Origin of the sequence: Fontisubflavum oceani, assembly GCF_030407165.1 — a bacterium.
Lineage (GTDB): Bacteria > Pseudomonadota > Alphaproteobacteria > Rhodobacterales > Rhodobacteraceae > Rhodophyticola > Rhodophyticola oceani.
This window is the reverse complement of sequence record NZ_CP129111.1, coordinates 2,123,089-2,147,316: the sequence shown is the minus strand read 5'-3', so window position 1 is coordinate 2,147,316 and position 24,228 is coordinate 2,123,089. Positions and strand designations below refer to the sequence as shown.

Annotated in this window: 20 protein-coding genes; 9 read left to right on the top strand and 11 right to left on the bottom strand. The window is 55.5% G+C overall.

The features are described 5' to 3' along the window. The first annotated feature begins 70 nt into the window (after positions 1-70). The 5 genes from QTA57_RS11020 to QTA57_RS11000 all read left to right on the top strand — a co-directional run bounded on the left by QTA57_RS11020 (position 71) and on the right by QTA57_RS11000 (position 8,593). A complete protein-coding gene (locus QTA57_RS11020; protein WP_290151467.1) occupies positions 71-1,288 on the top strand; it encodes a hypothetical protein in 1,218 nt (405 codons plus the stop codon). 653 nt (positions 1,289-1,941) lie between these two features. Continuing rightward, positions 1,942-6,525: an RHS repeat-associated core domain-containing protein gene (locus QTA57_RS11015; protein ID WP_290151466.1), complete on the top strand. Its 4,584-nt coding sequence runs from the start codon at positions 1,942-1,944 to the stop codon at positions 6,523-6,525. A 15-nt stretch (positions 6,526-6,540) separates the two neighbouring features. Beyond that, a complete protein-coding gene (locus QTA57_RS11010) occupies positions 6,541-6,942 on the top strand; it encodes a hypothetical protein (RefSeq protein ID WP_290151465.1) in 402 nt (133 codons plus the stop codon). Positions 6,943-7,081: 139 nt separating this feature from the next. Further along, positions 7,082-7,939, top strand: a complete 858-nt coding sequence (locus tag QTA57_RS11005; protein WP_290151464.1) for an RHS repeat-associated core domain-containing protein — start codon at positions 7,082-7,084, stop codon at positions 7,937-7,939. A gap of 216 nt (positions 7,940-8,155) precedes the next feature. Next, positions 8,156-8,593: a hypothetical protein gene (locus QTA57_RS11000; protein WP_290151463.1), complete on the top strand. Its 438-nt coding sequence runs from the start codon at positions 8,156-8,158 to the stop codon at positions 8,591-8,593. Positions 8,594-8,943: 350 nt separating this feature from the next. Here QTA57_RS11000 and QTA57_RS10995 read toward each other — a convergent pair whose 3' ends face one another. Continuing rightward, positions 8,944-9,651 (bottom strand): hypothetical protein, encoded by a 708-nt coding sequence (locus QTA57_RS10995; RefSeq protein ID WP_290151462.1) that lies wholly within the window; start codon positions 9,649-9,651, stop codon positions 8,944-8,946. A gap of 37 nt (positions 9,652-9,688) precedes the next feature. On the opposite strand from QTA57_RS10995, the gene QTA57_RS10990 reads away from it, so the two are divergent. Further along, positions 9,689-10,222 carry a prepilin peptidase gene (locus QTA57_RS10990; RefSeq protein ID WP_290151460.1) on the top strand — a complete coding sequence of 178 codons (534 nt, stop codon included), beginning with the start codon at positions 9,689-9,691 and terminating at the stop codon, positions 10,220-10,222. Further along, positions 10,189-10,659 (top strand): type II secretion system major pseudopilin GspG, encoded by a 471-nt coding sequence (gene gspG / locus QTA57_RS18640; RefSeq protein WP_407933473.1) that lies wholly within the window; start codon positions 10,189-10,191, stop codon positions 10,657-10,659. Before QTA57_RS10990 ends, gspG begins: the two co-directional genes overlap by 34 nt. Here the strand turns inward: gspG and QTA57_RS10985 are convergent. Next, positions 10,649-11,257 carry a prepilin-type N-terminal cleavage/methylation domain-containing protein gene (locus tag QTA57_RS10985; RefSeq protein ID WP_290151459.1) on the bottom strand — a complete coding sequence of 203 codons (609 nt, stop codon included), beginning with the start codon at positions 11,255-11,257 and terminating at the stop codon, positions 10,649-10,651. The genes gspG and QTA57_RS10985 overlap by 11 nt on opposite strands. Continuing rightward, positions 11,254-11,571 (bottom strand): hypothetical protein, encoded by a 318-nt coding sequence (locus QTA57_RS18635; RefSeq protein WP_407933519.1) that lies wholly within the window; start codon positions 11,569-11,571, stop codon positions 11,254-11,256. Before QTA57_RS18635 ends, QTA57_RS10985 begins: the two co-directional genes overlap by 4 nt. Here QTA57_RS18635 and QTA57_RS10980 point away from each other — a divergent pair. Next, a complete protein-coding gene (locus QTA57_RS10980) occupies positions 11,528-11,734 on the top strand; it encodes a hypothetical protein (protein WP_290151458.1) in 207 nt (68 codons plus the stop codon). The two genes, QTA57_RS18635 and QTA57_RS10980, sit on opposite strands and share 44 nt — an antisense overlap. Positions 11,735-11,972: 238 nt before the next feature. Here the strand turns inward: QTA57_RS10980 and QTA57_RS10975 are convergent, their stop codons facing one another. The 6 genes from QTA57_RS10975 to QTA57_RS10955 all read right to left on the bottom strand — a co-directional run bounded on the left by QTA57_RS10975 (position 11,973) and on the right by QTA57_RS10955 (position 17,286). Continuing rightward, positions 11,973-12,845, bottom strand: coding sequence for a type II secretion system F family protein (locus QTA57_RS10975; protein ID WP_407933518.1), 873 nt, complete (start codon positions 12,843-12,845; stop codon positions 11,973-11,975). Next, positions 12,751-13,191: a type II secretion system F family protein gene (locus QTA57_RS18630; protein ID WP_407933517.1), complete on the bottom strand. Its 441-nt coding sequence runs from the start codon at positions 13,189-13,191 to the stop codon at positions 12,751-12,753. Before QTA57_RS18630 ends, QTA57_RS10975 begins: the two co-directional genes overlap by 95 nt. Positions 13,192-13,302: 111 nt before the next feature. Then, positions 13,303-15,213, bottom strand: a complete 1,911-nt coding sequence (gspD, locus tag QTA57_RS10970) for a type II secretion system secretin GspD (protein WP_290151456.1) — start codon at positions 15,211-15,213, stop codon at positions 13,303-13,305. Beyond that, positions 15,210-15,734: a hypothetical protein gene (locus tag QTA57_RS10965; RefSeq protein WP_290151455.1), complete on the bottom strand. Its 525-nt coding sequence runs from the start codon at positions 15,732-15,734 to the stop codon at positions 15,210-15,212. The genes gspD and QTA57_RS10965 overlap by 4 nt, the downstream gene beginning before the upstream one ends. Next, positions 15,731-16,285, bottom strand: coding sequence for a type II secretion system protein GspM (gene gspM, locus QTA57_RS10960; protein ID WP_290151454.1), 555 nt, complete (start codon positions 16,283-16,285; stop codon positions 15,731-15,733). The genes QTA57_RS10965 and gspM overlap by 4 nt, the downstream gene beginning before the upstream one ends. After that, positions 16,282-17,286, bottom strand: a complete 1,005-nt coding sequence (locus tag QTA57_RS10955; protein WP_290151453.1) for a PilN domain-containing protein — start codon at positions 17,284-17,286, stop codon at positions 16,282-16,284. Before QTA57_RS10955 ends, gspM begins: the two co-directional genes overlap by 4 nt. Positions 17,287-17,410: 124 nt before the next feature. Here QTA57_RS10955 and QTA57_RS10950 point away from each other — a divergent pair, with 124 nt between their 5' ends. Further along, entirely contained in the window at positions 17,411-18,985 is a 1,575-nt protein-coding gene (locus tag QTA57_RS10950) for a GspE/PulE family protein (RefSeq protein WP_290154862.1), read from the top strand. 250 nt (positions 18,986-19,235) lie between these two features. On the opposite strand, the gene QTA57_RS10945 is transcribed toward QTA57_RS10950, so the two are convergent. Beyond that, positions 19,236-19,481, bottom strand: coding sequence for a hypothetical protein (locus QTA57_RS10945; RefSeq protein ID WP_290151452.1), 246 nt, complete (start codon positions 19,479-19,481; stop codon positions 19,236-19,238). 2 nt (positions 19,482-19,483) lie between these two features. After that, positions 19,484-24,097, bottom strand: coding sequence for an RHS repeat-associated core domain-containing protein (locus QTA57_RS10940; RefSeq protein WP_290151451.1), 4,614 nt, complete (start codon positions 24,095-24,097; stop codon positions 19,484-19,486). Between the last annotated feature and the right edge of the window lie 131 nt (positions 24,098-24,228).

Genomic DNA, 24,228 nt, shown 5'->3' with positions numbered 1-24,228 from the left:
GTTGGATATTCGGCTCACCTGCGGATTGTGTTTATTTGGTGCGAGGAGAGGGTTTGTGTATTTGCGTAGTTTGAGTGTTTTTTTTGTTTCGGCTGTTTGTTTTCTCGCGCCCCTCAGCATATCCGCCCAAGACAATCCTGAGACGCAGGCCGCGCCGGAGTTTGAAGTTCCGCAGGATGTCCAATCGGATGGATCGTTTCGATATCATGCCGCCTTTGATATTCCGTCTTATCGTGGTTTGGAGCCCAATCTCGGCCTGACCTACACCTCCTCGTTTCGTGGCCTCGGCTCGGCTGAGGTTTGGCTGGGCGTTGGTTGGCAGTTGTCGGGCTTGTCGCAGATCGAGCGGGTCTCCCTCGGCGGCGGCACCCCCACCCATGACGATGCGAGAGATCTCTACCGGCTGGATGGGATGGAGCTTCTGGCCTGTAGCGATGGCGAAGCGACCAATCCTTGGCTGACAAATCAGATCTATCCGACCGGGTATCGCACCAATGCCACGAATGCGAGTTGCGCGGCTGGTGGCACCTTTGCCACGCTTGTGGAGAGCTACCGCCGTGTGGAGATGCGCCAGCGGAGCTATAACGGGCAGCAGGTCGATTATTTCATCGTCACCGAGACCGATGGCACCCAGTATCGCTATGAAAGTCTTGGGGTTTTGGCCGGCGACACAGTTGGGCCGAGTGATGAGCGCTACGCGGGCTTGTTCGACACCACCTATCTTTTAAGTGAGATCCGCGACACGCAAGCCACGCCGAATGTGGTTGAAATCTCTTATGCCTTCGCAGCTCTTGAGGAGGGCCGCGCACATCGGCCAGAGTTCATCCGCTATGGCGGCTATGAGATCGAGTTCGGCTATCACGCCTCGCAAACCAGTCCGCTGGCCAGCTATGCCACCGGCACGCGGGGTATGCTGGGTCAGCAGTTTCATCTTCTGCGCAGCATCGCGATCCGCGATGGCGCGGCCCCGCTGCGGGCCTATGCGTTTGAGTATCAGACCACCGAGACCATCGGGCGGCGCCTGCTCAACCAAGTCCAGGTCTATGGCGATGACTACAGCCTCGCAAACGGCATCGTCACAGGCGGAAGCCAACTGCCAAACTTGCTCAGCGAACTGGCCTATACCACCGAGGGGCTGGACTATGTCGAGCAACAGGCAACGGGAACACCGGTGCACGAACAAGTCGCCGCCATCATGGACTTAGATCGCGATGGCCGAGACGAGATCTTATTGGAAAGTTGGCGGCGTTCCCCTTCCAATACAATCTACCCCCCAACTCCTCCGTAAGAGTCTATTCACATGCAGGTGTCGCCGCACACCCGGCAATCACCCAGCAAAGCAGCGATGGTCAGCTGATTTCTGCACCACCGCCAAGCGCGTTTTCAGATGCATCCCCATGGCGACCTCAGCATCGGTGGGCCCAGAACGGTCCAAATCGTTACATTGGCTCGACAGGCTATCATCCAGAAGATAATCAGATTTATTACTTTATGCTTGCGACTTATCGATGGACTGGTGACAATGATGGACCGTCAGGTAGCCGTCCAAGGAGGACTTCGGGTGCTGGACTCTTTCCAGACACCCTTTTCCTGCCGAGTTTGTCCTTCCCAAATGATACTTACGGTCCGAGATTGCTACGATTTGGCAATTTTGATGATGATCCAAACCCAGAAGTTCTATCAAGGCCATATGGTACGTCTCAACATACGACCATGTATGACATTGAGGACAGTGTCTTAGTGCCCAATGCTTATGTCGAAACAGGAACGAATCCCCGAACAGGCGGAACAACACTCTTTGCTGATCTGGCCGTTGATATTGACGCAGATGGTGTAACCGAGATCATTGCGTCTCCTCATAGTTTTACACAAAATGGCATCGAACTTATTGGTTTTCCATCCCAAGGTCACGCGGCATTTCCTTTCTTAGACTGGCAAGGTGTGGATTTTATTGACGGCAATCCACATTATTTCTCCTTTGGCACCTTGTTTGGATCGACAGAGCAGGAACTTGAGCGCATCCGAAGCCTCGCGGCCGGGGATGTCAATGGCGATGGCGCGGCGGATCTTGTGGTGTCTTATGGAACACCTGGGCAAGATCTGACGATCCGCGTGGCCTTGTCCGATGGCGCGGGGTTTATCACGCCACGGATTTGGGGCGACTCCAGCTCCATCCCGGAACTCAATCAAGGCCGGCGGATCTCGGTCGGCCAGCCACTAAAGTACCCCTCATATGTCGCGATGCGGGATGTGAATGGCGATGGGCGCGCCGATCTGATCCTGACCGATCGGATTGATGAGAGTACAGGTACACTTGTTCGTGTCCACGTCGATCACGACCGAGATTACAATAGATTCACCGGCCCTCAGGATCTTCGTGATTTGTTCATGATGAGCTATGTGTACCTGTCGACGGGGGATGGTTTTGTGCCGGCGGGTCCTGAGCAGACGTCTGAGCTGCTTGGGGTCCATGGTTGGGGCGATATCAATGGCGACGGGATTGAGGATGCGATTGCGCGCAACAGCCCCGGCGTGATCCTCTATGGCACGGGCGATGTTCCGCATCTTCTGACGTCTATTCGGGATGGTTTTGGGGGTGTTACGGGGATTGAGTATGTGCCTTCGACGGCTGTTGGGAACAATGACAACGATGTTCCGGGTGTGACGCAGCTTGTGGCGGCGATTGAGCGGCAGGATGGCCGGGGGAACACCCGGCGGACGAGTTATTCTTATGTCGGCTCGCGCTATGATTACGCGCATCGTCGGCCCTTGGGGTACCGCACAATCACCGCTCATCTGCCGGCGATTGCGGGCGAGGCCGAAGGCCCGCAGGTGGTGACGACCTATCTCAACGACCATTTGGGGGAGCGCGGGCGGATGGCCTCGCAAACCATCCTGCATGATGGGCAGACCCAACGCCAGGTGATCAACGCTTGGGATGTGCGCGCGCCCGATCTTCGCCCGTTCCGGGCGCAGCAGACGTCTGAGCGCACCCGGGTGCGCTATGGCGCGGACCTGGTCGAGACGACCCGGCTCTTTGAGCACACAAGATACGGGCAAGTGTCGTTGGAGGTCACCCTTGGGTTCACGGTGAACGGGGTCGATCAGGATCCAGATGACAACCAATTGATCAGAACCGGTCGAGCCTTCAATCTGTCGGATTACATTGTTGACCAACCCGGATGGCGCATCGCCCAAAGCGGTTCGACCTTCGATGCTGAGGACCGGGCGCGCTGGCTCTGGCGTGAGTTTTACACTCATGAAGGCAACGCCGATCCCTTCACGGCACCGTCGAACAGCAATGTGGTGCGGGTCGAGCGTTGGACGGGGGATGTATCCAGTTGCTGTGCGCGCCGTTTGGAGGAAGAGCGGAGCTATGACGCGCATGGCAATGTGCTGAGCCAAACGGATGCGCGAGGTCACACGACCACTTACACCTATGACACGGCTCGGCACCTGTTCCGCCTGAGCGAGACCAACGCGCTTGGCCATGTCGCGACGACCACCTGGGACACGGCTTGCCAGGCCCCGGTGCGGGTCACCGATGTCAATGGTCAGGTCACAGACTATACCTATGACAGCCATTGCCGTGAGACCCGGGTCGATCATCCCAATGGCAATTGGGAGACAACCGCATATCTCAACTGGGGCGATCCAGAGCAGGCCTTTATCCAAACGCAGGCCCCCTCAGGCAGCAGCGCGCCTGGTGCCGGCATCTCTGAACACCGGCAATATGTCGATGGCTTCGGCCAGACCTATCGCAGCAGAACAACGACCATGCTGGAAGGAGAACTTGATTTTATCTTCATCGACCGGGCTTTTGATGCGCGCGGCAATCTGGCCTGGGAGAGCATCCCGCCTTCTTCGCCTCCGCCTCCTTCGCTGGAGCTGCTGCTTTTTCCGCCTTCTTCGCTGAACCCGCGGCCTCCGCCAATTGCCGCCTCTCAGCGCACCAGCTTTGTCTATGATCCCCTCAATCGCCTGACCAACACGACAGCTGCCGATGGCACACTCTCCGCAACAGTGTTTGGTGCTCAGAGCATTGGCGGCATCATGCACCCGCTTGTTACCAGCCATGACGCGCATTGTTTTGATGGTGACAGCAGCACGATCTGCGGCGAGATTCGGCTGACCCTGGACAGCCGTGGCAACACGATTGCCCGCGCCATGACGGATGCGGATCAGACCGATATCGATGCGTCAGGTACAGAGCGCACGACCAGCTATACCTATGATCTCAGGAATCAGCTGATCGGGGTGACCGATCCGATCGGCGCCACTTGGGCCTATACTTATGACGTGTTTGGCAACCGCACTGTCTCGGATGATCCGGCGCTTGGCCGCTGGACGATGGTTTACGATGCCAATGGCAATCTGACCCGGCAAACCGATGCCGAAGGCCAAGTCATCGCCATCACGTATGACGCCTTGAACCGGGTAACCCGCCGCGATGTGACCACATCGGGCGGCACCACCACGACCACATCGACCTATGATGAGGCGGCGGCAGGCGAGCACAATATCGGCCAGTTGACCACGCTCTCAAACCCCGACCACACGATCCGCTATGGCTATGACGCGGTCGGACAACAAATCCGGGCGGAGCATAGCTTCCTCGGGCGGAGCTATACGCTCGAGACGGAGTATCGACCCTCAGGCGCGGTCTTGCGTCAGCATCTGCCCACCACCCCGGGCAGTACGGCCACCGCGCCGGCCGGCGATTACAGCTATGACGTGGCGGGCCGGCTCAATGGGTTTGGCACCTATATCGAAGCCATTGCCTATAACGCTTGGGGCAACCCCACGCTCATCGACTATGGCAACACTCTCGAGGATTTGCGGCTTTATGACACGCAGCGCGGCTGGCTGACAGATATCGTGATTTTGGACACCTTGGACACCGCATTCTTGCGAGATCACTCCGACTACACGCGGAGCGCGACAGGGCGGATATCGCGTGTTGATAGTCAAACGCCTGCGGGCGACATGAACTACAGCTATGACTATGCTGGCCGGCTGCTAACCGCGACCAATTATGCCGGACAGCCCGCGCAGAACCGCGTCTTCACCTATGACGCGGCGGGCAGTCTGCGCTCAAACTCGCAAATCGGCAGCTATAGCTACGGCCCCGCCACCGGCCCGCACCCTCACGCGCCGATTGCCGTCGCAGGCCAAAGCTTCACCTATGACGCCAATGGCAACATGACGACCAGCCTGCCGCTGACCACCGGTCTGGCGGGGCGCATGATGAGCTATGACGGCGAGAACCGCCCGCTCTCGGTCACCCATGGAGGTGCGACGACCACCTATACCTACGGTGCCGACGGCACGAGGCTTCTGCGCACCGATCCGTCCGGCAACATCACCGCCACCTTCGGCCCGGTCGAGATCCGCAACTTCGGCAGCCCGGCGGAGCAGGTCCTGACCTATCCGCATCCCGATATCCGGATCACCAATGGCACCGAGGTCACCTATCTGCACCGCGATCACCTGAACTCGGTTGTTGCGATGACCGATGCCACCGGCGCCCGCGCCGAGGCCCGGGTCTATGCCCCCTTCGGCGAGATCGCCTGGCGAGACGGCGGCACAAGCCCCGACGAAACCTTTGGCTATATCGGGGAGCGCTACGACAGCGACGCCGGACTGCAATATCTCAACGCCCGCTACTACGACCCCCGCCTGGCCATGTTCATACAACCCGATTGGTTCGAAGTCACAGAACCAGGCGTCGGCACAAACAGATACGCATACTCCGCAAACGATCCTATCAATCATATGGATCCCGAGGGGAACGCGTATTCGAGAAGTGACCGCGCTCAGGAGGTGTTGGACAACTATCTGGAACACAGCGAGGAGTTCGGCCACGCAAGAGACCAGTTCGGCTCTGTGGGCTCTGGCGTAAGCGGAACTATAGCTGCCAAAAACAGAGCCGCTGGCTTGTCTGGAAGATTCACATTCGATGCCCGAGGAAACTGGACCAGTTCGGTCCGCGGCGGGCTCGACGTCACTGTGTCAACAAATGGCGGTCGACCACCTGGCGCGACGATTTATCCGAACTCGCCGCGGGGGGCGAGCGCTGGCGCCCAATACTATTACCCCGGACCGCCATCCTCACCTCATGGCCTCGGCCATGCAAGTGGTCGGCCATTGCTACAAAACACCCGTCCTGGCGATGCGATCTTGTTGCAGTCGACACCACGACAGTTAATATCGGTTGGCGGGCGTTTCTACCTGCAGAGCTCAAGAGGCTTAAGAACCACGCCTTCAGGAACATATAACTTTGTCACCACCCCAGGGGGCCGTATCTTGGTCGCGCGACAAAATACCAGTCCGAACATGTCAACCCATCTAGGCTTAAGTGGCGGGAGAGATGTAAGGTATGGTGGCACGATTTCCTTTCCGCATAGGCATTCGGCCAATAGGGGTGCAATAAATCATTGGGATAATGCCTCCGGGCATTACAGACCGCCTGCAAGGCTTGCACCCAATGCAGGGTTGCCAATGCAGAGCTTCAGGCCATTTTGACATAGGAGAAACAAAATGAGTCCGGAGCAAAGATCGGAATGTGAGCGATTGAGAAATCTACCTTCTGCAGAAGCAGCTGAGTATATTGTCAGGATGAGTTCGAGTGATGAAGGTACGATCGATTACGTTTCCATTATACCTCATATCTCTTGGGGTAGAGAAGAGCAGTTTCGTCTTGGCAGGCACTTCTTACACGATATTCCGCACGCATCTGATAGAGCTTATCGTGCTCTCATATCAATAATGCCCGCGCACCGTCTTGCTACAATTATCAGTGGCATGTTGCCAAGAAAAATTAAAGATATATCCTTGCTAGGTTACTACCTCAAGCCAATTTTGATTGATGCCTGCACTACGCAAAAAGATAGAAAAACTGTAATGGCTCTGTTGCGTGAAATCGAGACAATCGGCGAATAGAGTAGGCAGCTTCTCTATCGATCAATGATCTGGCAGCCCGGCGGAGCAGGTCCTGACCTATCCGCACCCCGATATCCGGATCACCAATGGCACCGAGGTCACCTATCTGCACCGCGATCACCTGACCTCGGTCGTCGCGATGACAGACGCCACCGGCGCCCGCGCCGAGGCCCGGGTCTATGCCCCCTTCGGCGAGATCGCCTGGCGAGACGGCGGCACAAGCCCCGACGAAACCTTTGGCTATATCGGGGAGCGCTACGACAGCGACGCCGGACTGCAATATCTCAACGCCCGCTACTACGACCCCCGCCTGGCCATGTTCATACAACCCGATTGGTTCGAAGTCACAGAACCAGGCGTCGGCACAAACAGATACGCATACTCCGCAAACGATCCTATCAATCATATGGATCCCGAGGGGAACGCGTATTCGAGAAGTGACCGCGCTCAGGAGGTGTTGGACAACTATCTGGAACACAGCGAGGAGTTCGGCCACGCAAGAGACCAGTTCGGCTCTGTGGGCTCTGGCGTAAGCGGAACTATAGCTGCCAAAAACAGAGCCGCTGGCTTGTCTGGAAGATTCACATTCGATGCCCGAGGAAACTGGACCAGTTCGGTCCGCGGCGGGCTCGACGTCACAATGTCAACAAATGGTGGCCTCCGCGGCATCGCGCGATCAGGCCCATTGGTGAGTGTATTGGACGGGCAGAGACCGACATTGGGAGCAAGCGGCGGTGGAATTGTTGTCGGCGGGGGTGGCTTCGCAATTGCAATGTGGTTACGTGATGTCTTTACCAGATCGCCAGCAGATGTGGGTTCAACTGCCACCCGAAGACAGTACTCCAACGTGATGCGCTTCCAAATTCAAGGTACAGCGCTTGGCCGCCATCAACAGAGAATATCTCTATCGCACAGAATGGCTCAATTTCGCTTACTGCCGCTCAAATGGCATTTCAGACGGCCCTCTCAAGGCTCCCTAGTAGGCAGCAGAGGATAATGGAGCCAGCCGTGCTTCGAGCGCAAGGTGTACTTGCCAGCTGGCATGCCGCAGGCGGCGTTGTGGGGCAGCAGACGCGCACGTCGCAGCTTCGCGGAATTGCCCCGAGCGTGCGACGGGTTGATATCGAGAACTTGGTAGGCCACAATCTCATCCCAAATTAAACGTTGGTCCAAAATGCCTGAAAAACAGCGTAAGTACGAAATGATATCTCAAATGGCAGATGAAGCCGTAGCGCTTGCCAAAGCGATACTTGCGACTGATGAGCGCCGTGACTCCATTGTGGGAGCTATCAACAAGAGGACGGAGATCTATCAACCTCATTGGCCAGAGCTCGTCGCCGGAGAGCTACCAATCGAAGGTGGGGCATCAACGTGCCCACCAATCTTCGGAGTGGAACTGGAAGATCGTATTTTTGAGATCTTCTTTGCACCTAGATCAGAAATTGGCAAGGTTTCTGGAAATCACCCCTTTGCTGTTTTTAGGACGAACGACTTATATCCAGAAACAAAGAAGAATATTTCAGTGTATGTAGACTGGAGATTTTTTGCAGACAGATCAGCTGCATTAGACATGTTTAAACTGTGGATTGCTAATCAACTTGACCTAGCAGAAGTCAAAAAAGCTATGAGTCTCCAAGTCGAAGTCGTATGAAGTTGGAAGAGTTCGTGCTAGCTGATTGCCGTTAAGACATCAGAGAGTATTCGAATTAAGGTTCAAAATTATTCTGATGAACTATTGCTCCTCTGGAGCTTTGTGGCCCCTCGGGCTGCGACTCTGGAAGCCCGGCGGAATAGGTCCTGACCTATCCGCACCCGGATATCCGGATCACCAATGGCACCGACGTCACCTATCTGCACCGCGATCACCTGAACTCGGTTGTTGCGATGACAGATGCCACCGGCGCCCGCGCCGAGGCCCGGCTCTATGCCACCTTCGGTGAGATCGCCTGGCGAGACGGCGACACGAACTTGGGTAGCGTGTTTGACCAACTCTGCACAGCTTCATTCCACATCCAGTATGCGGCTATTCTGCGCCGTCCGATCTGCGAAGACGGTACCTATACCTCTCGCTGGTGCCCCATCGACCGAAAGGAGCACCCTAAACACCTCCGTCAGCCGACTGTCTACAAACTCATCTGGTGTCTCACCAGAGTTCGACGCAACCTCCAAGACCGCCGGTGGCGCAACCGTGGGGTTGATCCCTGCTTGCCCCGAATACACTGTGGCGACGGCGGCAAGGTTGATTTCAGTCCTCTGCTGCAACATCGTGAGAGCGACGAAGTCTTCAAGGCGTTCGATGCGCGCCCCTTGAGACCTCAACGCCCGAAAGTTCTCAGTTGCGACTTGGCTGTTATCAGCATCGACTGCCAATCTTCCCAGCAACCTCTCGACGAGATCTGGATGTGCAGTATTTATGTCAATCAATCCCGCAACATCTTGGAAAGAAATCTGTATGTTTTGATTATTCAAGGTTAGGTTCAGGCCCTCTAGATTGGCATTCATGGTCTTTGCTTGCGCGGCGACATGCAGCAGATCTGAGTGCAGGTTCCGATTCATATTCAGATAGCGCTCATCTGCAAGAAATCGAGATTGAGAAACGATGCCAGCGGTAGAAATCGAAAAGATGACTGTGACGATGGCGAGCATGCCAAGCACGACAATCAATGCATAACCGGTTTGCCGAGGACGGCCTGTGCTTGAGTTATCCATGCCTGCAGTTTAGCGAAACGACTTGAGATTTGGAATCGTGAAACTGGCCAAGCTTATTCTGATGCATGTCTTAGCGTATGGTGCGATATTGGCGCTGCTATGGTCACCGCTCGATCTTTGGGGTTTTTTGTTGGCCGGGCTGCTCATTTGGGTCAGCGTCATCGATATACGGCGATATGAAATCCCTGATGGTGCGGTTGTCGCGTTGCTCTTTCTTGGCCTACTTCTCATGTTCCAGAGCCCGGTGACGGATCGTGTTGACCTTTTAGCAGGGGTGCTGATTTGGCCGGCGGTCTTTTGGCTAACTGCGACAGTATACAGAGCGTGGCGTGGCTATGATGGGCTGGGCTTTGGTGATATAAAACTTGTCGCCGGCTTGGGTAGTTGGCTAGGCTTGTCGGGAATGACATTCGTCGTGCTCATAGCGTCTATTTCGGGGATTCTGACATTGTTAGCTTCTATGCTTGTGAGAAGGAGTGTCTCTGGCGAAGTGGAAATGTCAGGTATAGCCTTCGGGCCCTTCCTTAATCTATCCGCATGGGCCGTCTGGCTATTAATGAGAGTTCAATGAGTAGAGCTTCCTTTCCTCGCAACCATAAGTGGGGCAAATCAACGGGTGCAACGATCCTGGAAGTTCTAATAGTCTTAGGGATAATTACCCTAATTGCCTCTGTTGCTGCACCACGGGTCATTGGATATCTTGGCCGAGCCCAAACCGAGACCGCGCGACTGCAGATCCAAAATCTGACGACTGCGGTGCAACTTTTCTATATCGATATGGGGCGATATCCGACGGAGGCAGAGGGTCTCGCTATTCTAATTCAGCCTCCCCCAAACACAGATGCTTGGAACGGTCCTTATATCAATGCGGCTGAGGGGCTATCTGATCCCTGGGGACGAGATTATCTATTCGAAACGGCGGAAAATGTGAATGGCTTCTCCATCCGGTCCTTGGGACGCGACGGTCACGAAGGAGGAGATGGAGAAGACACTGATCTTAGTTCGTAATGGGATGAGCAAACGTCAGACGTACGGTAAATTCGGGCCATTGCGGGTCGGCTGTTTCCGGAAGCTCAATACGAACGAGTACAGGAAGGGAGTCATTTTCCACCCATTCGGAGACCCACTCCGACGTCCGTCCATCATAGTATCGAATGATGGCAGCGTTCTCGGAAAGCGCGAGCAGCCCGTTGATCTCGTCAAATGTCGCGCCGTCGCTGTCAATCAGCGAGGCCCGCAACCTAAGGGCGCTCTCTTCATGCACAACTTGGACAATCATCCCAAAGGCTTCTGGCGCGAACGGCGTACTCGTCCGCGTCACAAATTCAAAAGCTGAAATATCTCCGTTGAAGTGAATCGGAACTGACGACGCGAATGCCGGGGATGCCGCCTGAGATAGCCACGATCTAAGTCGGATACGCAAAGCTATAGGATCGATCGTTTCCTCTAGTGCGGCGCTCCGATTGAGCACGCGGATACCAACCGTAAGCGAGTTGGCAAGGGTAGCGCCGATAAAAGCCAGAAGGGCAAGAGCCACCAGCAGTTCCAAGAGCGTAAATCCCGCGCGCCTTGTCTTTTTCGATGGTCTTTGGGCACCGATCATCATCGAGTGATCATCCCCTGCGCATGCGCCAACGCTCTGCCATTGGAGCCGCTCACCCGGACCTCGATCCTGAACACCGTCATAGGTCCAGTAGATATGCTTAGTTCTTCCAGAGCCACATCAACCGACCAATCTCTGTAATCGAAACGTTCGGAGCCCGGCTGCAGTTCTCGAGAGACAGACCTGGAAGCTATTACAGAGCGCGCGTAATCATATGCTAAGGTCTCAGCCTGAGATTGTCTCCCTCTTTGTAGCAACCCGCCTTGCTCTGGTATGAGCACCGCCAATACCGTTGCCATGACAAAAAATGCGATCAAGACTTCGAGAAGCGAGTACCCTGCTGATTTAGCGCTCAAACTGGTCTCCAATAAGAACCAAACGACCCGTCAAACGCTCGACTCGCAGGCGCACCATGTCTTCCCCATGCTCAAGGCATATGTCGTCTCCAGAGGCCGTTCCGTCAGGGAAGAATCTGACTGATACGAGTTGGGCGCCGTCGCATCCCTTAAAAGACAAAGTGCGCTCCATACCATTGCGGATCGCCTCGCTGCGAAGCTGTGTGGCTTCTTGACGTATCACTGCAATGTCCTGTCTCATAGCGAGTCGATCTGACGGGCGAGTCAGCGTTGTCATAGAAATCGTCAAAATGGCAGATAAGATCACCAAGACGACCATGATCTCAAGCAGCGTAAATCCAGCGCGCCGATTTCTTTTTTGATCAGAATGCGATGTCATTTAGATCCATAATGGCGGAAAGTGTCGACAGGATAACTGATCCGACCCCAAGGCCGATGAGAAGAGTCAGGATTGGCGTCACCAGTTTGACGGCGCGCGCGGTAGTCTCGTTGGTTTTTGCCCCAAGGTCGTCTGCTACAATCTTGAGAACATCTGGCAACGCATTTGCTTGGTGTCCGACTTGTAGCAAGGCACGCGCTATCGGATCTATGAGGTCGCTTCGTCCCAATACCTCTTCCAGTTCTGCGCCTGCTGACACCTCATCTTTCACTCTCCCGATATGGTTCGCGAATTCCACATCCGTTATGGACGCAGAAACGGCCTCTAGCGTCTGTAGAAGAGGCGCCCCGCTCTTCAGTAGAACGGCCATGGTTCGGCAAAGCTGATACGTTTGACGCTGCCGGTGATACCTTTTGGCCATCGGTACGATGTTACGGATCGCCTTCAAGACTTTACCAGACTTCGTAGTTAAAAATCCTGCCAGAGCGAGCAGACAACCAATCGGCAGTATCAAGATTGCCGAGTTGGATGTAAGTGTTTCATTCAATGCAGATAAGACCCGGATCATCAGAGGTGGCGTGCGCCCCATAGCGTCGAAGACGGGCGCCAAAGTGGGTGCAAGAATAAAGACCAAAACCCCCAAGACCAGCAAAGATACAACGGCAAGTATACTTGGGTAAACAAGTGCTGAAATGATCTGTCGGCGATAGCTTCCTTCTTGTCGCAACATATCGGCGGCATCGGCTGATGCCTTTTCAAGGTCATTCGCTTTCTCGCCAAGCTCGAGCAATACCCGATACCGCAGCGGGAACACAGCACCGATCTGCGCGAGCGCTTCCAGATAGAGAAGCGCCATTTTCAACTGCATCGCGAATGCTGCGCAAATCCCTACGAAACGCACGCCGTCGGCTGCGATCTTCGCAGAAGCGTAACGCATTGGTCAGGGGTAGCTTTGCCTTAAGCAGAACTGAAAACGTGTTAAAGAAGTCTTCCAGGTCTTGCGACCGAGCTGATCGGCTGGCGCCGAGAGAGGTGATGTCACGGTTCCACCAAGAATCTACCGTATGACCCTCTTTGACTGCAATTGGCGTAAGGCCGTGTGACGACAAAATGGAGAGGGCATCGCCCAAGTCCGCCGCCCGCAGAGAGCTTGTTTCTGTCAAACCATCACTATTGATTGCTGTGTAGCTATAGCTCGGCATTTGGCTTGTTTGAGAAAGGTTACTGGAATATCCGGTGTTCATCCGACAAAGCTGGAACGCCTTGGCGCACCAAGCTGTTGGTGTCTTGCAGGCGCTGGCGCAGTTCGTCTGTTACGGATTGCGCTTCGGCGCCACTGCGAACCACCCGCGCGGCGTGATCAAAATCAGCAACTCCGTTCTTGTCGTGCGATCACTGCGATTGCGAAACAGCGCACCAAGCACTGGGATCTCTCCAGCAACCGGCACGCGAGAATTGGTCCTATTGCGACTCTCTTCGATCAAACCGCCTAGCGCAATTGTCTGACCATTCAGTATCGAGACGCTGGTATCGATCCGCCGCTGGGAGATCGTCGGGCTATCGATGCCAGATGTTGTGGTGGTCGAAACGCTACTCACCTCTTGCTCGATATCGAGGATAACGCGCCCGGATTCCGACACGCGAGGTCGCACTGTCAGAATGATACCGGTATCCCGAAAGGAAATCGTGTTCACGATTGGGGATGCAGGATCCGAAACATCCCGAACCTGCTGTGTTGCAATCGGAACTTCGTCGCCGATCTGCAACCGCGCTTCTTGGTTGTCGAGGACAAGAATACTCGGAGATGAAACGACGTTCACATCGGTGATTGAGGACAGTGCGTTTATGGCAACCGCTGCGGACGCGCCTTGAAATGTGAAGGACAACCCAGGAAACGTGGCGGCGACGGCTCCATTAGATGCATCCGAGAACGTTCCCCTCAGGTCGCCGTTCTCGAAGAACCAGCGTAAACCGAAATTGAGTTGATCATTGAGGCTCACCTCCGCGATGGTCGCCTCAAGCAGAACCTGAACAGGTGGCGTATCGAGTGATTGGATCAAGCGCGCGAATGCTTCTTGCTCAGTATCGTTCCCCCACACCACAATCGAGTTGTTCGTGTCATCCGCTACTATACGAGCGCTTCCAATACCAGCGGTTGGGGTGCCCTCTGCCGAATCCTGTGCGAGCATTTCGGTTAGGACGGGTGCAAGATCAACAGCGTCACGATTTTGCAGCGCGTAGACGACAGGTCGTCTTTGGATGCCCCCTGCAGCTCGATCAAGATCACGAATCCATCGCTCTGCTTCACTTAGGTAGCGCCCTCGCGAGGTGACGACGATGATGGCGCCCAATCGTTGTGATGGAATAAAAGTCACAACGTCCTCGAGGCTGCCGCCGGCTCCGGTCTCAAAAATCTCGTTAAGTTCACCCACAACGGCTTCCGGCTCAGCGGCCGACAGCCGGAATAGGCCGACGGATTTTCCACTCAAGACATCAACGTCAAAGAGATTGATTGCCTCGATCGCTGCATTGATTTCGCCGCGTGAGCCCGAGACCAACAGAATACCGCGGCTTGGAATGGGTTGCAGCCCTACAGACGGACCAGCAATCGGCGCCAACAGACGGATCATCTCAGCGGTTCCGATATGCTGGAGGGGTACGGCAACTGTTCTGGCATCTATCGCAGATGGGTCCCCCAAAACGCCGATGCGTTGTGGAGCGCCTGATAGCGGGACAATCGTAACGAGATCGCCCGATTGCTCAAGCGTGGCGCCGTTCAACTCCAGGACTGTCTGAAATGTCTCTAGTAGGTCAGCCTCAGAAAGCGGACGGGTGGTCTGTAGTGTGATGGCTCCGCTAACATCTGGTGAAACTGTAAAGCTGCGTTCAAGCGCCTCTCCCAAAACTGCATTTGCGGCTTGCGAGATTGGCACATTAACGAGGTTTAGCGAAAAGGATCCGTCATCACTCGCAGCTATCAGTCGGGTCGATTGGCCGCCTGGTTGCCCCAAAAACTCCCCTGTTCCTAGCGCTCTGCGGTCTCCGGATCTCCCGTTCAAGCTGGCTGAAAATGTCGCAAAACTAGAATTTGCATTGTCGTTCCCACGAGTCGTTTGGTTTGCCAGGAGAGGTGAGGTGCTTTGATTACTCTCAGACCCGCAGGCCGCCAGGAATAGACTGACGATTGCAATCCCAACTCGGGGAAATCTGCCTGACTTACTCATTGATATAACTCCACCCGTATCACTTCGTCGCCCTGTCCAATCTCCACCGCGTCCGCCTCCACTCGGTTCAGAACCCATCCATCGAACTCAGATCCAACTGCATACCAGTCATAATCTGCACCCGAAACTGAGAGGAGCGCCAAGGGCTGACCATCACGAATGAGCAAGCCTTGAAGCGAAATCTCCGGCGGCAACTGAAGACTTACTTCCACAAAAACGTCTTCAGTTGGGTCGGCCACTTCGTCCAAAATCGGTTCCGAGACTGCCGGTTCTTCCGATGTGAAAGGCCGCCGAGATGGTTCAAACAGAGGTCTGTTGAGGATTGGCTCGGCATCCAGCTGGCGCTGTTGCGCTGCCTGCACTCCAACTTGTGTCATGGGTTCTGGTAAAGTCTCGACTCGCAACGTCTCGTTTACGGCCCGTTCAGAAGACGAATTGCCCACATTCGCGGCCTGACGAGACGCAAATGCAAAGGCTACAACCATGCATGTCGTTCCGACGATGCGAAGTGCCAGGCTCATTCGCTCACCGCCAATAAATCAACGGGTGCATGCAGATCGAGTTGAACCATTAGTAGCGGTTGCGACGAGCGCTCTCCTGGACGACTCAGGCGACGCAACGTTGCACGCTCGATCAAGAGCGGTGGGCTGTGCGATTCCAATCGGCCCAGCAAAGAGACGATGCGATCAAACGTCCCTTCAATTTCGACCCGAAATCCGACAGATGTCACAAGCGGGACGTCTCCCGGATTACTGGGGATAACAGATTGAAAAGAAAGCCCGGATTCGTCGCCAATTCTCCCTAGTGCCTGTTGAATGCGCGCATTAGCTTCACCGATGCGAGCGGCCTCCCAAAGCGGTATTTGACCTTCGTCTTGGGATAACCTGGCTCTCCTTATTTCGAGCTCTCGGATCTGACCAATAAGCCGCACTTGTTCGTGGCGTTCATTTTCATAGGTAGCTTCGATACCGGCACGCCATTGCAGGGCTGGAACAACGACCAGCACGACGGCCAATGTGAAACCGGCAAGTGCGAACGCGATCCAAATGTATCTCTTGGCGATACGCTTCATGAGGGCGGCTCGAGAAGATCAATAGTCAGTTCAAAGCGCTCCTCGCCAGTTGCCGTCCTCGTCACCGGGCCGGAAATCCGAGGATCGGCAAAGACGGTGATTTCTGAAAGCAACAAGACCACTGATGCCGCAGAACCACTTGTATTGCCAGCGAGTACCAGTCGCTCAGGTGTAAACGTCAAATCACTGACCCATACGCTGTCTGGCATTGCCTCGGTTAGATCAGACAGAGCCTCCATGAGACGTCGGCGATCAAACAGAAATGCCGTCAAAGCGCGCTGCTCGCCAGCCTCACTCTCCAGCATTTCGAGCGCTTGCATTTCATCAACAGCTCGAGCGAGAAGACCGGCGTTTTCTGCCTGAATGGATACGAGGCGATTGGACGTCTCCAAACTTGGCACCAACCAAACATAGAGAAGCATCAAGAGTGCTCCAGCAAACAGAGCAATATTGGTTAATTGCCAACGGCGCTGATTGGGTGCCAGCCGCCCGGTGAGATCGACAAACGGAACTTTGGCAAGAGGATGATGCAATCTCACTTGCTTCACAGCGAGGCCAATCGCACCCAGACGATCTACCACCGCGTCAATTGTAGCGGTTTTTACAATCCATTGCTCTACAGTTAGTTCGCAATTTTCGATGATTGGCTTACTTCTCGTAGTATAGATTTCTCCAAGAACAAAAGGCGTTGATCGAATGAGATCAAGCTTGATGACTTCGTCAAGTCGATGCTCTACCGCCGGGGGAAGTTGGAGGGTCCGCTGCAGAGCACTTTCTTCGGGCAAGAATAGGTCGACACAAACATCCATCTTGGTCGTTGCTTGCTCGAACGAACCGCTAAGAATAGCAGTGGGAAGCGCGATACCCCGGGGTGTGACTATGGGCGCCTCGACTTCATCTACGAAAAATGCCGGTCTTGCCAAAGGCTCAGCGAAGAAAACGGCCCGACATAGCTGCAAGAGCCTTACAATAAGCCTAGAGCTTGCCTGAAAACGCCTCATTAGAGAAACCTTTTACGATGTACTGCTCTATGGGGGATCTATGCCCACTTCTTCTTTCTTTATCTTAGCGCAGGCCATATTCTTTTAATAGTCAGTTATTCAGTACGAACGAAGTGTTGTCGTGATGCATGCATCTTCAGGTTTCGACCTCGAGCGGTTCCTTAGTAGACTTGTCGATGACGGAAAGCTAACTCTAGAGGAGGTCAAGCGAACACAAACAGCCAGCCGAGAAACGAACATCAGCATTTCTAGGGCGCTGCTCGAGCTCGGTCTCATCAAAGAAGAAGTGCTCTACACTTTGTTAGCTAAAGAACTCGGCCTTCCGCTAATCTCGATTAGCGAGATCGATGCATCACTACCGGCCCGGCTACGGTTGAACCCTGCCTTCCTAAAACGTGTTCGCATTCTCCCTCATATCACAAGCGATGGAGCGCTCACGCTCGTCACCAGTGAATTGGAATGCGACAACGTAATAAAAAGTATCGCTTTTCACATAGAACGACCTGTTTCGCACGCTCTTGCGACCCCGAGCCAGGTGTCTAACGCTCTTGCGAGTCTTGAGCCTAACGACACAGGCGATGTGGAGCGTGCGTCGGATGCCGATATCGAACAACTGCAACAGCTTGCCAACCAGGGCCCAACGATAGAACTGGTCAACAGAATTGCCCATAATGCATTGCGCCTCGGAGCCTCCGACATACACTTCGAGGCAACTGATCAAGGCGGTCGTGTGCGACTAAGGATCGACGGTATGCTCCGCCCTCACGAAAGCCTAAGTCAGCGAGATTTCTCGGCGACATTGTCTCGGATCAAAGTCTTGTCACGACTGAATATTTCCGAGAAGCGCAGGCCGCAGGATGGTCGAATAAGGCTTGTTCTTCGCGGTCGGGCGATCGACTTTAGGGTTTCGACGCTGCCAACACAATTTGGTGAAAGTGCGGTCCTTCGACTACTCGACCAAACAAGTGGGAAGTTGAGCTGGGTCGAACTCGGATTCTCGAAGCAAATATCGGACGCAATCGTCAAGATCGGCCACCAACCAAATGGGCTTTTCTTGGTGTCTGGACCCACGGGAAGTGGCAAAACAACGACTCTCTACACTTTGCTGAATGAACTGAATGACACCAATCGCAAGCTTGTCACCGTCGAAGATCCGATCGAGTATTCTTTGCCGGGCGTCAATCAAGTCCCTGTGGCCCCTGAGATCGATGTCACATTCGCAAAGGCTCTGCGGGCGATACTTCGACAAGATCCTGATGTTATCATGGTTGGTGAGATCAGAGATGAGGAAACCGCTGAGATTTCGACTCGGGCGGCCCTTGTCGGGCGCCTTGTCCTATCAACTGTACATGCCAATGACTCCTTTGGCGTCATTGAGCGTCTGATCAATCTTGGCGTTCCGCCATATCTCATTGGCGCGACGCTCCGCGGCGTCCTTTCACAAAGACTGGTGCCAAAGCTCTGCAAGAAATGCGGTGGCAATGGCTGCAAGGATTGCGCAGAAATAGGTGTATCGGGTCGTGTCGCGATCACCGAACTGTTGGCTGTGAACGAACCGATTGCACAGGCAATCGCTGAACGGGAGCCTTTGAGCCGGCTCCATGAGTTGGCCGCTGAAGCAGGTTTCATCTCCATGCAACAGAATGCCCGGGATCTGGCTGACGTTGGCTTAATTCGTTGGGACAGTGCTGAGTTATAGCCAAGTTGTCTCTACAATGTGATCGCGGTGCAGATAGGTGACCTCGGTGCCATTGGTGATCCGGATATCGGGATGCGGATAGGTCAGGACCTGCTCCGCCGGGCTGCCGAAGGTGCGGATCTCGACCGGGCCGAAGGTGGCGGTGATGTTGCCCGACGGATCGGTGCGCAGAAGCCGCGTGCCGTCGGCGCCGTAGGTATAGGTAGTGACAGCCCCGCCATGGGTAACCGAGAGCGGGCGGTTCTCGCTGCTAGCGGTTTGATTGACTTTGTTCTTGCACGAAGGTCAGCGAGGCGTCGACCTCTTGTTCCAATGACTTAGCTACGCTTTCTAACCATTCGCCCCAAAGCGCAGAGTCCATTGGTCGCCCATCGTTTAACAAGCTCATACTGCCAAGGAGAGCACCAACATCATCTGAACCTGTCCGTTTATAGAAACTGTCCAGAAAGCAAAACATCGCCAGATAGGCCTGCTCCGGGCTAAGTCGCACTGTCATGACTATGGTCTCCTCAAGCCGATACCATCAACATATGTCCATGGAGTACTGTTTAAACCTCCATTCTGAATAGTTCCATTGCGCGTCTGCCCCCAGACTTGAGACCCGTCTGGCCTAGTCGCTATGTAAACATCATTGCCAAACCTATCTCGCCCGACCCTGTTAGCGGGGTTGTTGACGGTGTCTCTGAGTAAGTTTCTGTTGGCTGGTGTATCGGTTAGATGCCCAGGACGATCACGAAAAATATGTCTTGACTGGCCTGGGTTTGACGGGAACTCATTGCGTGTTGCACCTACTCTTGTTGTTGCTGTTCTGGTTGCCATTTGCGGCGTAACCGTCCCAGTAGACAAAGCAGTTTCGTTGCGAGGACTGGCTGGTCTGGCGGGGCTGCCTCTGCCAGTCGCGATAGGTGTCAACCCACCAGGGTTTACACATCCAGACCGGCCGCCGCAGATCAAGGACTGCGGATTTTCGATCTCCTGAGCAATCTCTTCACACTCATCCTCTGCGCATTGCAGCGTTGGATCATTGATGGAGTATCCGAGGTCGTCACCCTTGATCGCCGTTGCCTCTTCAGCGTCTTCGTCCTCATCTTCGAGGAACTCCTCTGGCATGGCGAACTTATTCCCCTCGGGATCCATATGATTGATAGGATCGTTTGCGGAGTATGCGTATCTGTTTGTGCCGACGCCTGGTTCTGTGACTTCGAACCAATCGGGTTGTATGAACATGGCCAGGCGGGGGTCGTAGTAGCGGGCGTTGAGATATTGCAGTCCGGCGTCGCTGTCGTAGCGCTCCCCGATATAGCCAAAGGTTTCGTCGGGGCTTGTGCCGCCGTCTCGCCAGGCGATCTCGCCGAAGGGGGCATAGACCCGGGCCTCGGCGCGGGCGCCGGTGGCATCGGTCATCGCAACAACCGAGTTCAGGTGATCGCGGTGCAGATAGGTGACCTCGGTGCCATTGGTGATCCGGATATCGGGATGCGGATAGGTCAGGACCTGCTCCGCCGGGCTGCCGAAGTTGCGGATCTCGACCGGGCCGAAGGTGGCGGTGATGTTGCCGGACGGATCGGTGCGCAGAAGCCTCGTGCCGTCGGCACCGTAGGTATAGGTGGTCGTCGCACCTCCATGGGTGACCGAGAGCGGGCGGTTCTCGCCGTCATAGCTCATCATGCGCCCCGCCAGACCGGTGGTCAGCGGCAGGCTGGTCGTCATGTTGCCATTGGCGTCATAGGTGAAGCTTTGGCCTGCGACGGCAATCGGCGCGTGAGGGTGCGGGCCGGTGGCGGGGCCGTAGCTATAGCTGCCGATTTGCGAGTTTGAGCGCAGACTGCCCGCCGCGTCATAGGTGAAGACGCGGTTCTGCGCGGGCTGTCCGGCATAATTGGTCGCGGTTAGCAGCCGGCCAGCATAGTCATAGCTGTAGTTCATGTCGCCCGCAGGCGTTTGACTATCAACACGCGATATCCGCCCTGTCGCGCTCCGCGTGTAGTCGGAGTGATCTCGCAAGAATGCGGTGTCCAAGGTGTCCAAAATCACGATATCTGTCAGCCAGCCGCGCTGCGTGTCATAAAGCCGCAAATCCTCGAGAGTGTTGCCATAGTCGATGAGCGTGGGGTTGCCCCAAGCGTTATAGGCAATGGCTTCGATATAGGTGCCAAACCCATTGAGCCGGCCCGCCACGTCATAGCTGTAATCGCCGGCCGGCGCGGTGGCCGTACTGCCCGGGGTGGTGGGCAGATGCTGACGCAAGACCGCGCCTGAGGGTCGATACTCCGTCTCGAGCGTATAGCTCCGCCCGAGGAAGCTATGCTCCGCCCGGATTTGTTGTCCGACCGCGTCATAGCCATAGCGGATCGTGTGGTCGGGGTTTGAGAGCGTGGTCAACTGGCCGATATTGTGCTCGCCTGCCGCCGCCTCATCATAGGTCGATGTGGTCGTGGTGGTGCCGCCCGATGTGGTCACATCGCGGCGGGTTACCCGGTTCAAGGCGTCATACGTGATGGCGATGACTTGGCCTTCGGCATCGGTTTGCCGGGTCAGATTGCCATTGGCATCGTAAACCATCGTCCAGCGGCCAAGCGCCGGATCATCCGAGACAGTGCGGTTGCCAAACACGTCATAAGTATAGGCCCAAGTGGCGCCGATCGGATCGGTCACCCCGATCAGCTGATTCCTGAGATCATAGGTATAGCTGGTCGTGCGCTCTGTACCTGACGCATCGATATCGGTCTGATCCGCATCCGTCATGGCGCGGGCAATCGTGTTGCCACGGCTGTCCAGGGTCAGCCGAATCTCGCCGCAGATCGTGCTGCTGTCACCATCAAAACAATGCGCGTCATGGCTGGTAACAAGCGGGTGCATGATGCCGCCAATGCTCTGAGCACCAAACACTGTTGCGGAGAGTGTGCCATCGGCAGCTGTCGTGTTGGTCAGGCGATTGAGGGGATCATAGACAAAGCTGGTGCGCTGAGAGGCGGCAATTGGCGGAGGCCGCGGGTTCAGCGAAGAAGGCGGAAAAAGCAGCAGCTCCAGCGAAGGAGGCGGAGGCGAAGAAGGCGGGATGCTCTCCCAGGCCAGATTGCCGCGCGCATCAAAAGCCCGGTCGATGAAGATAAAATCAAGTTCTCCTTCCAGCATGGTCGTTGTTCTGCTGCGATAGGTCTGGCCGAAGCCATCGACATATTGCCGGTGTTCAGAGATGCCGGCACCAGGCGCGCTGCTGCCTGAGGGGGCCTGCGTTTGGATAAAGGCCTGCTCTGGATCGCCCCAGTTGAGATATGCGGTTGTCTCCCAATTGCCATTGGGATGATCGACCCGGGTCTCACGGCAATGGCTGTCATAGGTATAGTCTGTGACCTGACCATTGACATCGGTGACCCGCACCGGGGCCTGGCAAGCCGTGTCCCAGGTGGTCGTCGCGACATGGCCAAGCGCGTTGGTCTCGCTCAGGCGGAACAGGTGCCGAGCCGTGTCATAGGTGTAAGTGGTCGTGTGACCTCGCGCATCCGTTTGGCTCAGCACATTGCCATGCGCGTCATAGCTCCGCTCTTCCTCCAAACGGCGCGCACAGCAACTGGATACATCCCCCGTCCAACGCTCGACCCGCACCACATTGCTGTTCGACGGTGCCGTGAAGGGATCGGCGTTGCCTTCATGAGTGTAAAACTCACGCCAGAGCCAGCGCGCCCGGTCCTCAGCATCGAAGGTCGAACCGCTTTGGGCGATGCGCCATCCGGGTTGGTCAACAATGTAATCCGACAGATTGAAGGCTCGACCGGTTCTGATCAATTGGTTGTCATCTGGATCCTGATCGACCCCGTTCACCGTGAACCCAAGGGTGACCTCCAACGACACTTGCCCGTATCTTGTGTGCTCAAAGAGCCGGGTCGTCTCGACCAGGTCCGCGCCATAGCGCACCCGGGTGCGCTCAGACGTCTGCTGCGCCCGGAACGGGCGAAGATCGGGCGCGCGCACATCCCAAGCGTTGATCACCTGGCGTTGGGTCTGCCCATCATGCAGGATGGTTTGCGAGGCCATCCGCCCGCGCTCCCCCAAATGGTCGTTGAGATAGGTCGTCACCACCTGCGGGCCTTCGGCCTCGCCCGCAATCGCCGGCAGATGAGCGGTGATTGTGCGGTACCCCAAGGGCCGACGATGCGCGTAATCATAGCGCGAGCCGACATAAGAATAACTCGTCCGCCGGGTGTTCCCCCGGCCATCCTGCCGCTCAATCGCCGCCACAAGCTGCGTCACACCCGGAACATCGTTGTCATTGTTCCCAACAGCCGTCGAAGGCACATACTCAATCCCCGTAACACCCCCAAAACCATCCCGAATAGACGTCAGAAGATGCGGAACATCGCCCGTGCCATAGAGGATCACGCCGGGGCTGTTGCGCGCAATCGCATCCTCAATCCCGTCGCCATTGATATCGCCCCAACCATGGACCCCAAGCAGCTCAGACGTCTGCTCAGGACCCGCCGGCACAAAACCATCCCCCGTCGACAGGTACACATAGCTCATCATGAACAAATCACGAAGGTTCGGAGGGCCAACTAAATACCTCCGATCTTTGTCATCTGTATAGGATCGGATTATCGACCCTTGCGGCACATCGGTCAGGATCAGATCGGCGCGCCCATCGCCATTCACATCCCGCATCGCGACATGTGAGGGGTATTTCCACGGCTGTAGCCTATTGATCCGCCGGCCTTGATTGAGTTCCGGGATTGAGGTCGAATCTCCCCAGATCTCTGGCGTCACAAACCCCGTGCCATCGGACAAGGCCACACGGATCGTCAGATCTTGCCCAGGTGTTCCATAAGACACCACAAGATCCGCCGTGCCATCGCCATTGACATCCCCGGCCGCGAGGCTTTGGATCCGCTCAAGTTCCTGCCGCGTCGAGCCAAACAGATAGCCAAAGGAAAAGTAATGTGGATTGCCGGCGATAAAATCCACACCACGCCAGTCAAAAATCGGTCGATGGTGCATGCCATAGCCATTGGCGCCAAAACTTCGAGGAGAAGCGACCATCTCGGTGACCCCATCGGCGTCAATATCAGCGATAACACCATTGAAACCATTATAGCCAAACAGGGGCGCGGGATTCACCCCGGTTGCATTCCACGAAACCTGACGGGCGATGCCATCTTCAATGTTAAGGGTAGAACTCGATGCAAAAGGCCAAGCAGTCTGGCCAAAGAACTCCGGGTCCGGATCGTCATCGAAATTCCCAAAAACAT

Excerpts from the sequence above, each read along its gene's own strand:
- QTA57_RS11010 (WP_290151465.1), top strand. The coding sequence starts at position 6,541 with ATGAGTCCGGAGCAAAGATCGGAATGTGAGCGATTGAGAAATCTACCT.
- QTA57_RS11005 (WP_290151464.1), top strand. The coding sequence starts at position 7,082 with ATGACAGACGCCACCGGCGCCCGCGCCGAGGCCCGGGTCTATGCCCCC.
- QTA57_RS11000 (WP_290151463.1), top strand. The coding sequence starts at position 8,156 with ATGGCAGATGAAGCCGTAGCGCTTGCCAAAGCGATACTTGCGACTGAT.
- QTA57_RS10995 (WP_290151462.1), bottom strand. The coding sequence starts at position 9,651 with ATGGATAACTCAAGCACAGGCCGTCCTCGGCAAACCGGTTATGCATTG.
- gspG (WP_407933473.1), top strand. The coding sequence starts at position 10,189 with ATGGGCCGTCTGGCTATTAATGAGAGTTCAATGAGTAGAGCTTCCTTT.
- QTA57_RS10985 (WP_290151459.1), bottom strand. The coding sequence starts at position 11,257 with ATGATGATCGGTGCCCAAAGACCATCGAAAAAGACAAGGCGCGCGGGA.
- QTA57_RS10980 (WP_290151458.1), top strand. The coding sequence starts at position 11,528 with ATGAGCACCGCCAATACCGTTGCCATGACAAAAAATGCGATCAAGACT.
- QTA57_RS10975 (WP_407933518.1), bottom strand. The coding sequence starts at position 12,845 with ATGGCGCTTCTCTATCTGGAAGCGCTCGCGCAGATCGGTGCTGTGTTC.
- QTA57_RS18630 (WP_407933517.1), bottom strand. The coding sequence starts at position 13,191 with ATGCCGAGCTATAGCTACACAGCAATCAATAGTGATGGTTTGACAGAA.
- gspD (WP_290151456.1), bottom strand. The coding sequence starts at position 15,213 with ATGAGTAAGTCAGGCAGATTTCCCCGAGTTGGGATTGCAATCGTCAGT.
- QTA57_RS10965 (WP_290151455.1), bottom strand. The coding sequence starts at position 15,734 with ATGAGCCTGGCACTTCGCATCGTCGGAACGACATGCATGGTTGTAGCC.
- gspM (WP_290151454.1), bottom strand. The coding sequence starts at position 16,285 with ATGAAGCGTATCGCCAAGAGATACATTTGGATCGCGTTCGCACTTGCC.
- QTA57_RS10955 (WP_290151453.1), bottom strand. The coding sequence starts at position 17,286 with ATGAGGCGTTTTCAGGCAAGCTCTAGGCTTATTGTAAGGCTCTTGCAG.
- QTA57_RS10950 (WP_290154862.1), top strand. The coding sequence starts at position 17,411 with ATGCATGCATCTTCAGGTTTCGACCTCGAGCGGTTCCTTAGTAGACTT.
- QTA57_RS10945 (WP_290151452.1), bottom strand. The coding sequence starts at position 19,481 with ATGACAGTGCGACTTAGCCCGGAGCAGGCCTATCTGGCGATGTTTTGC.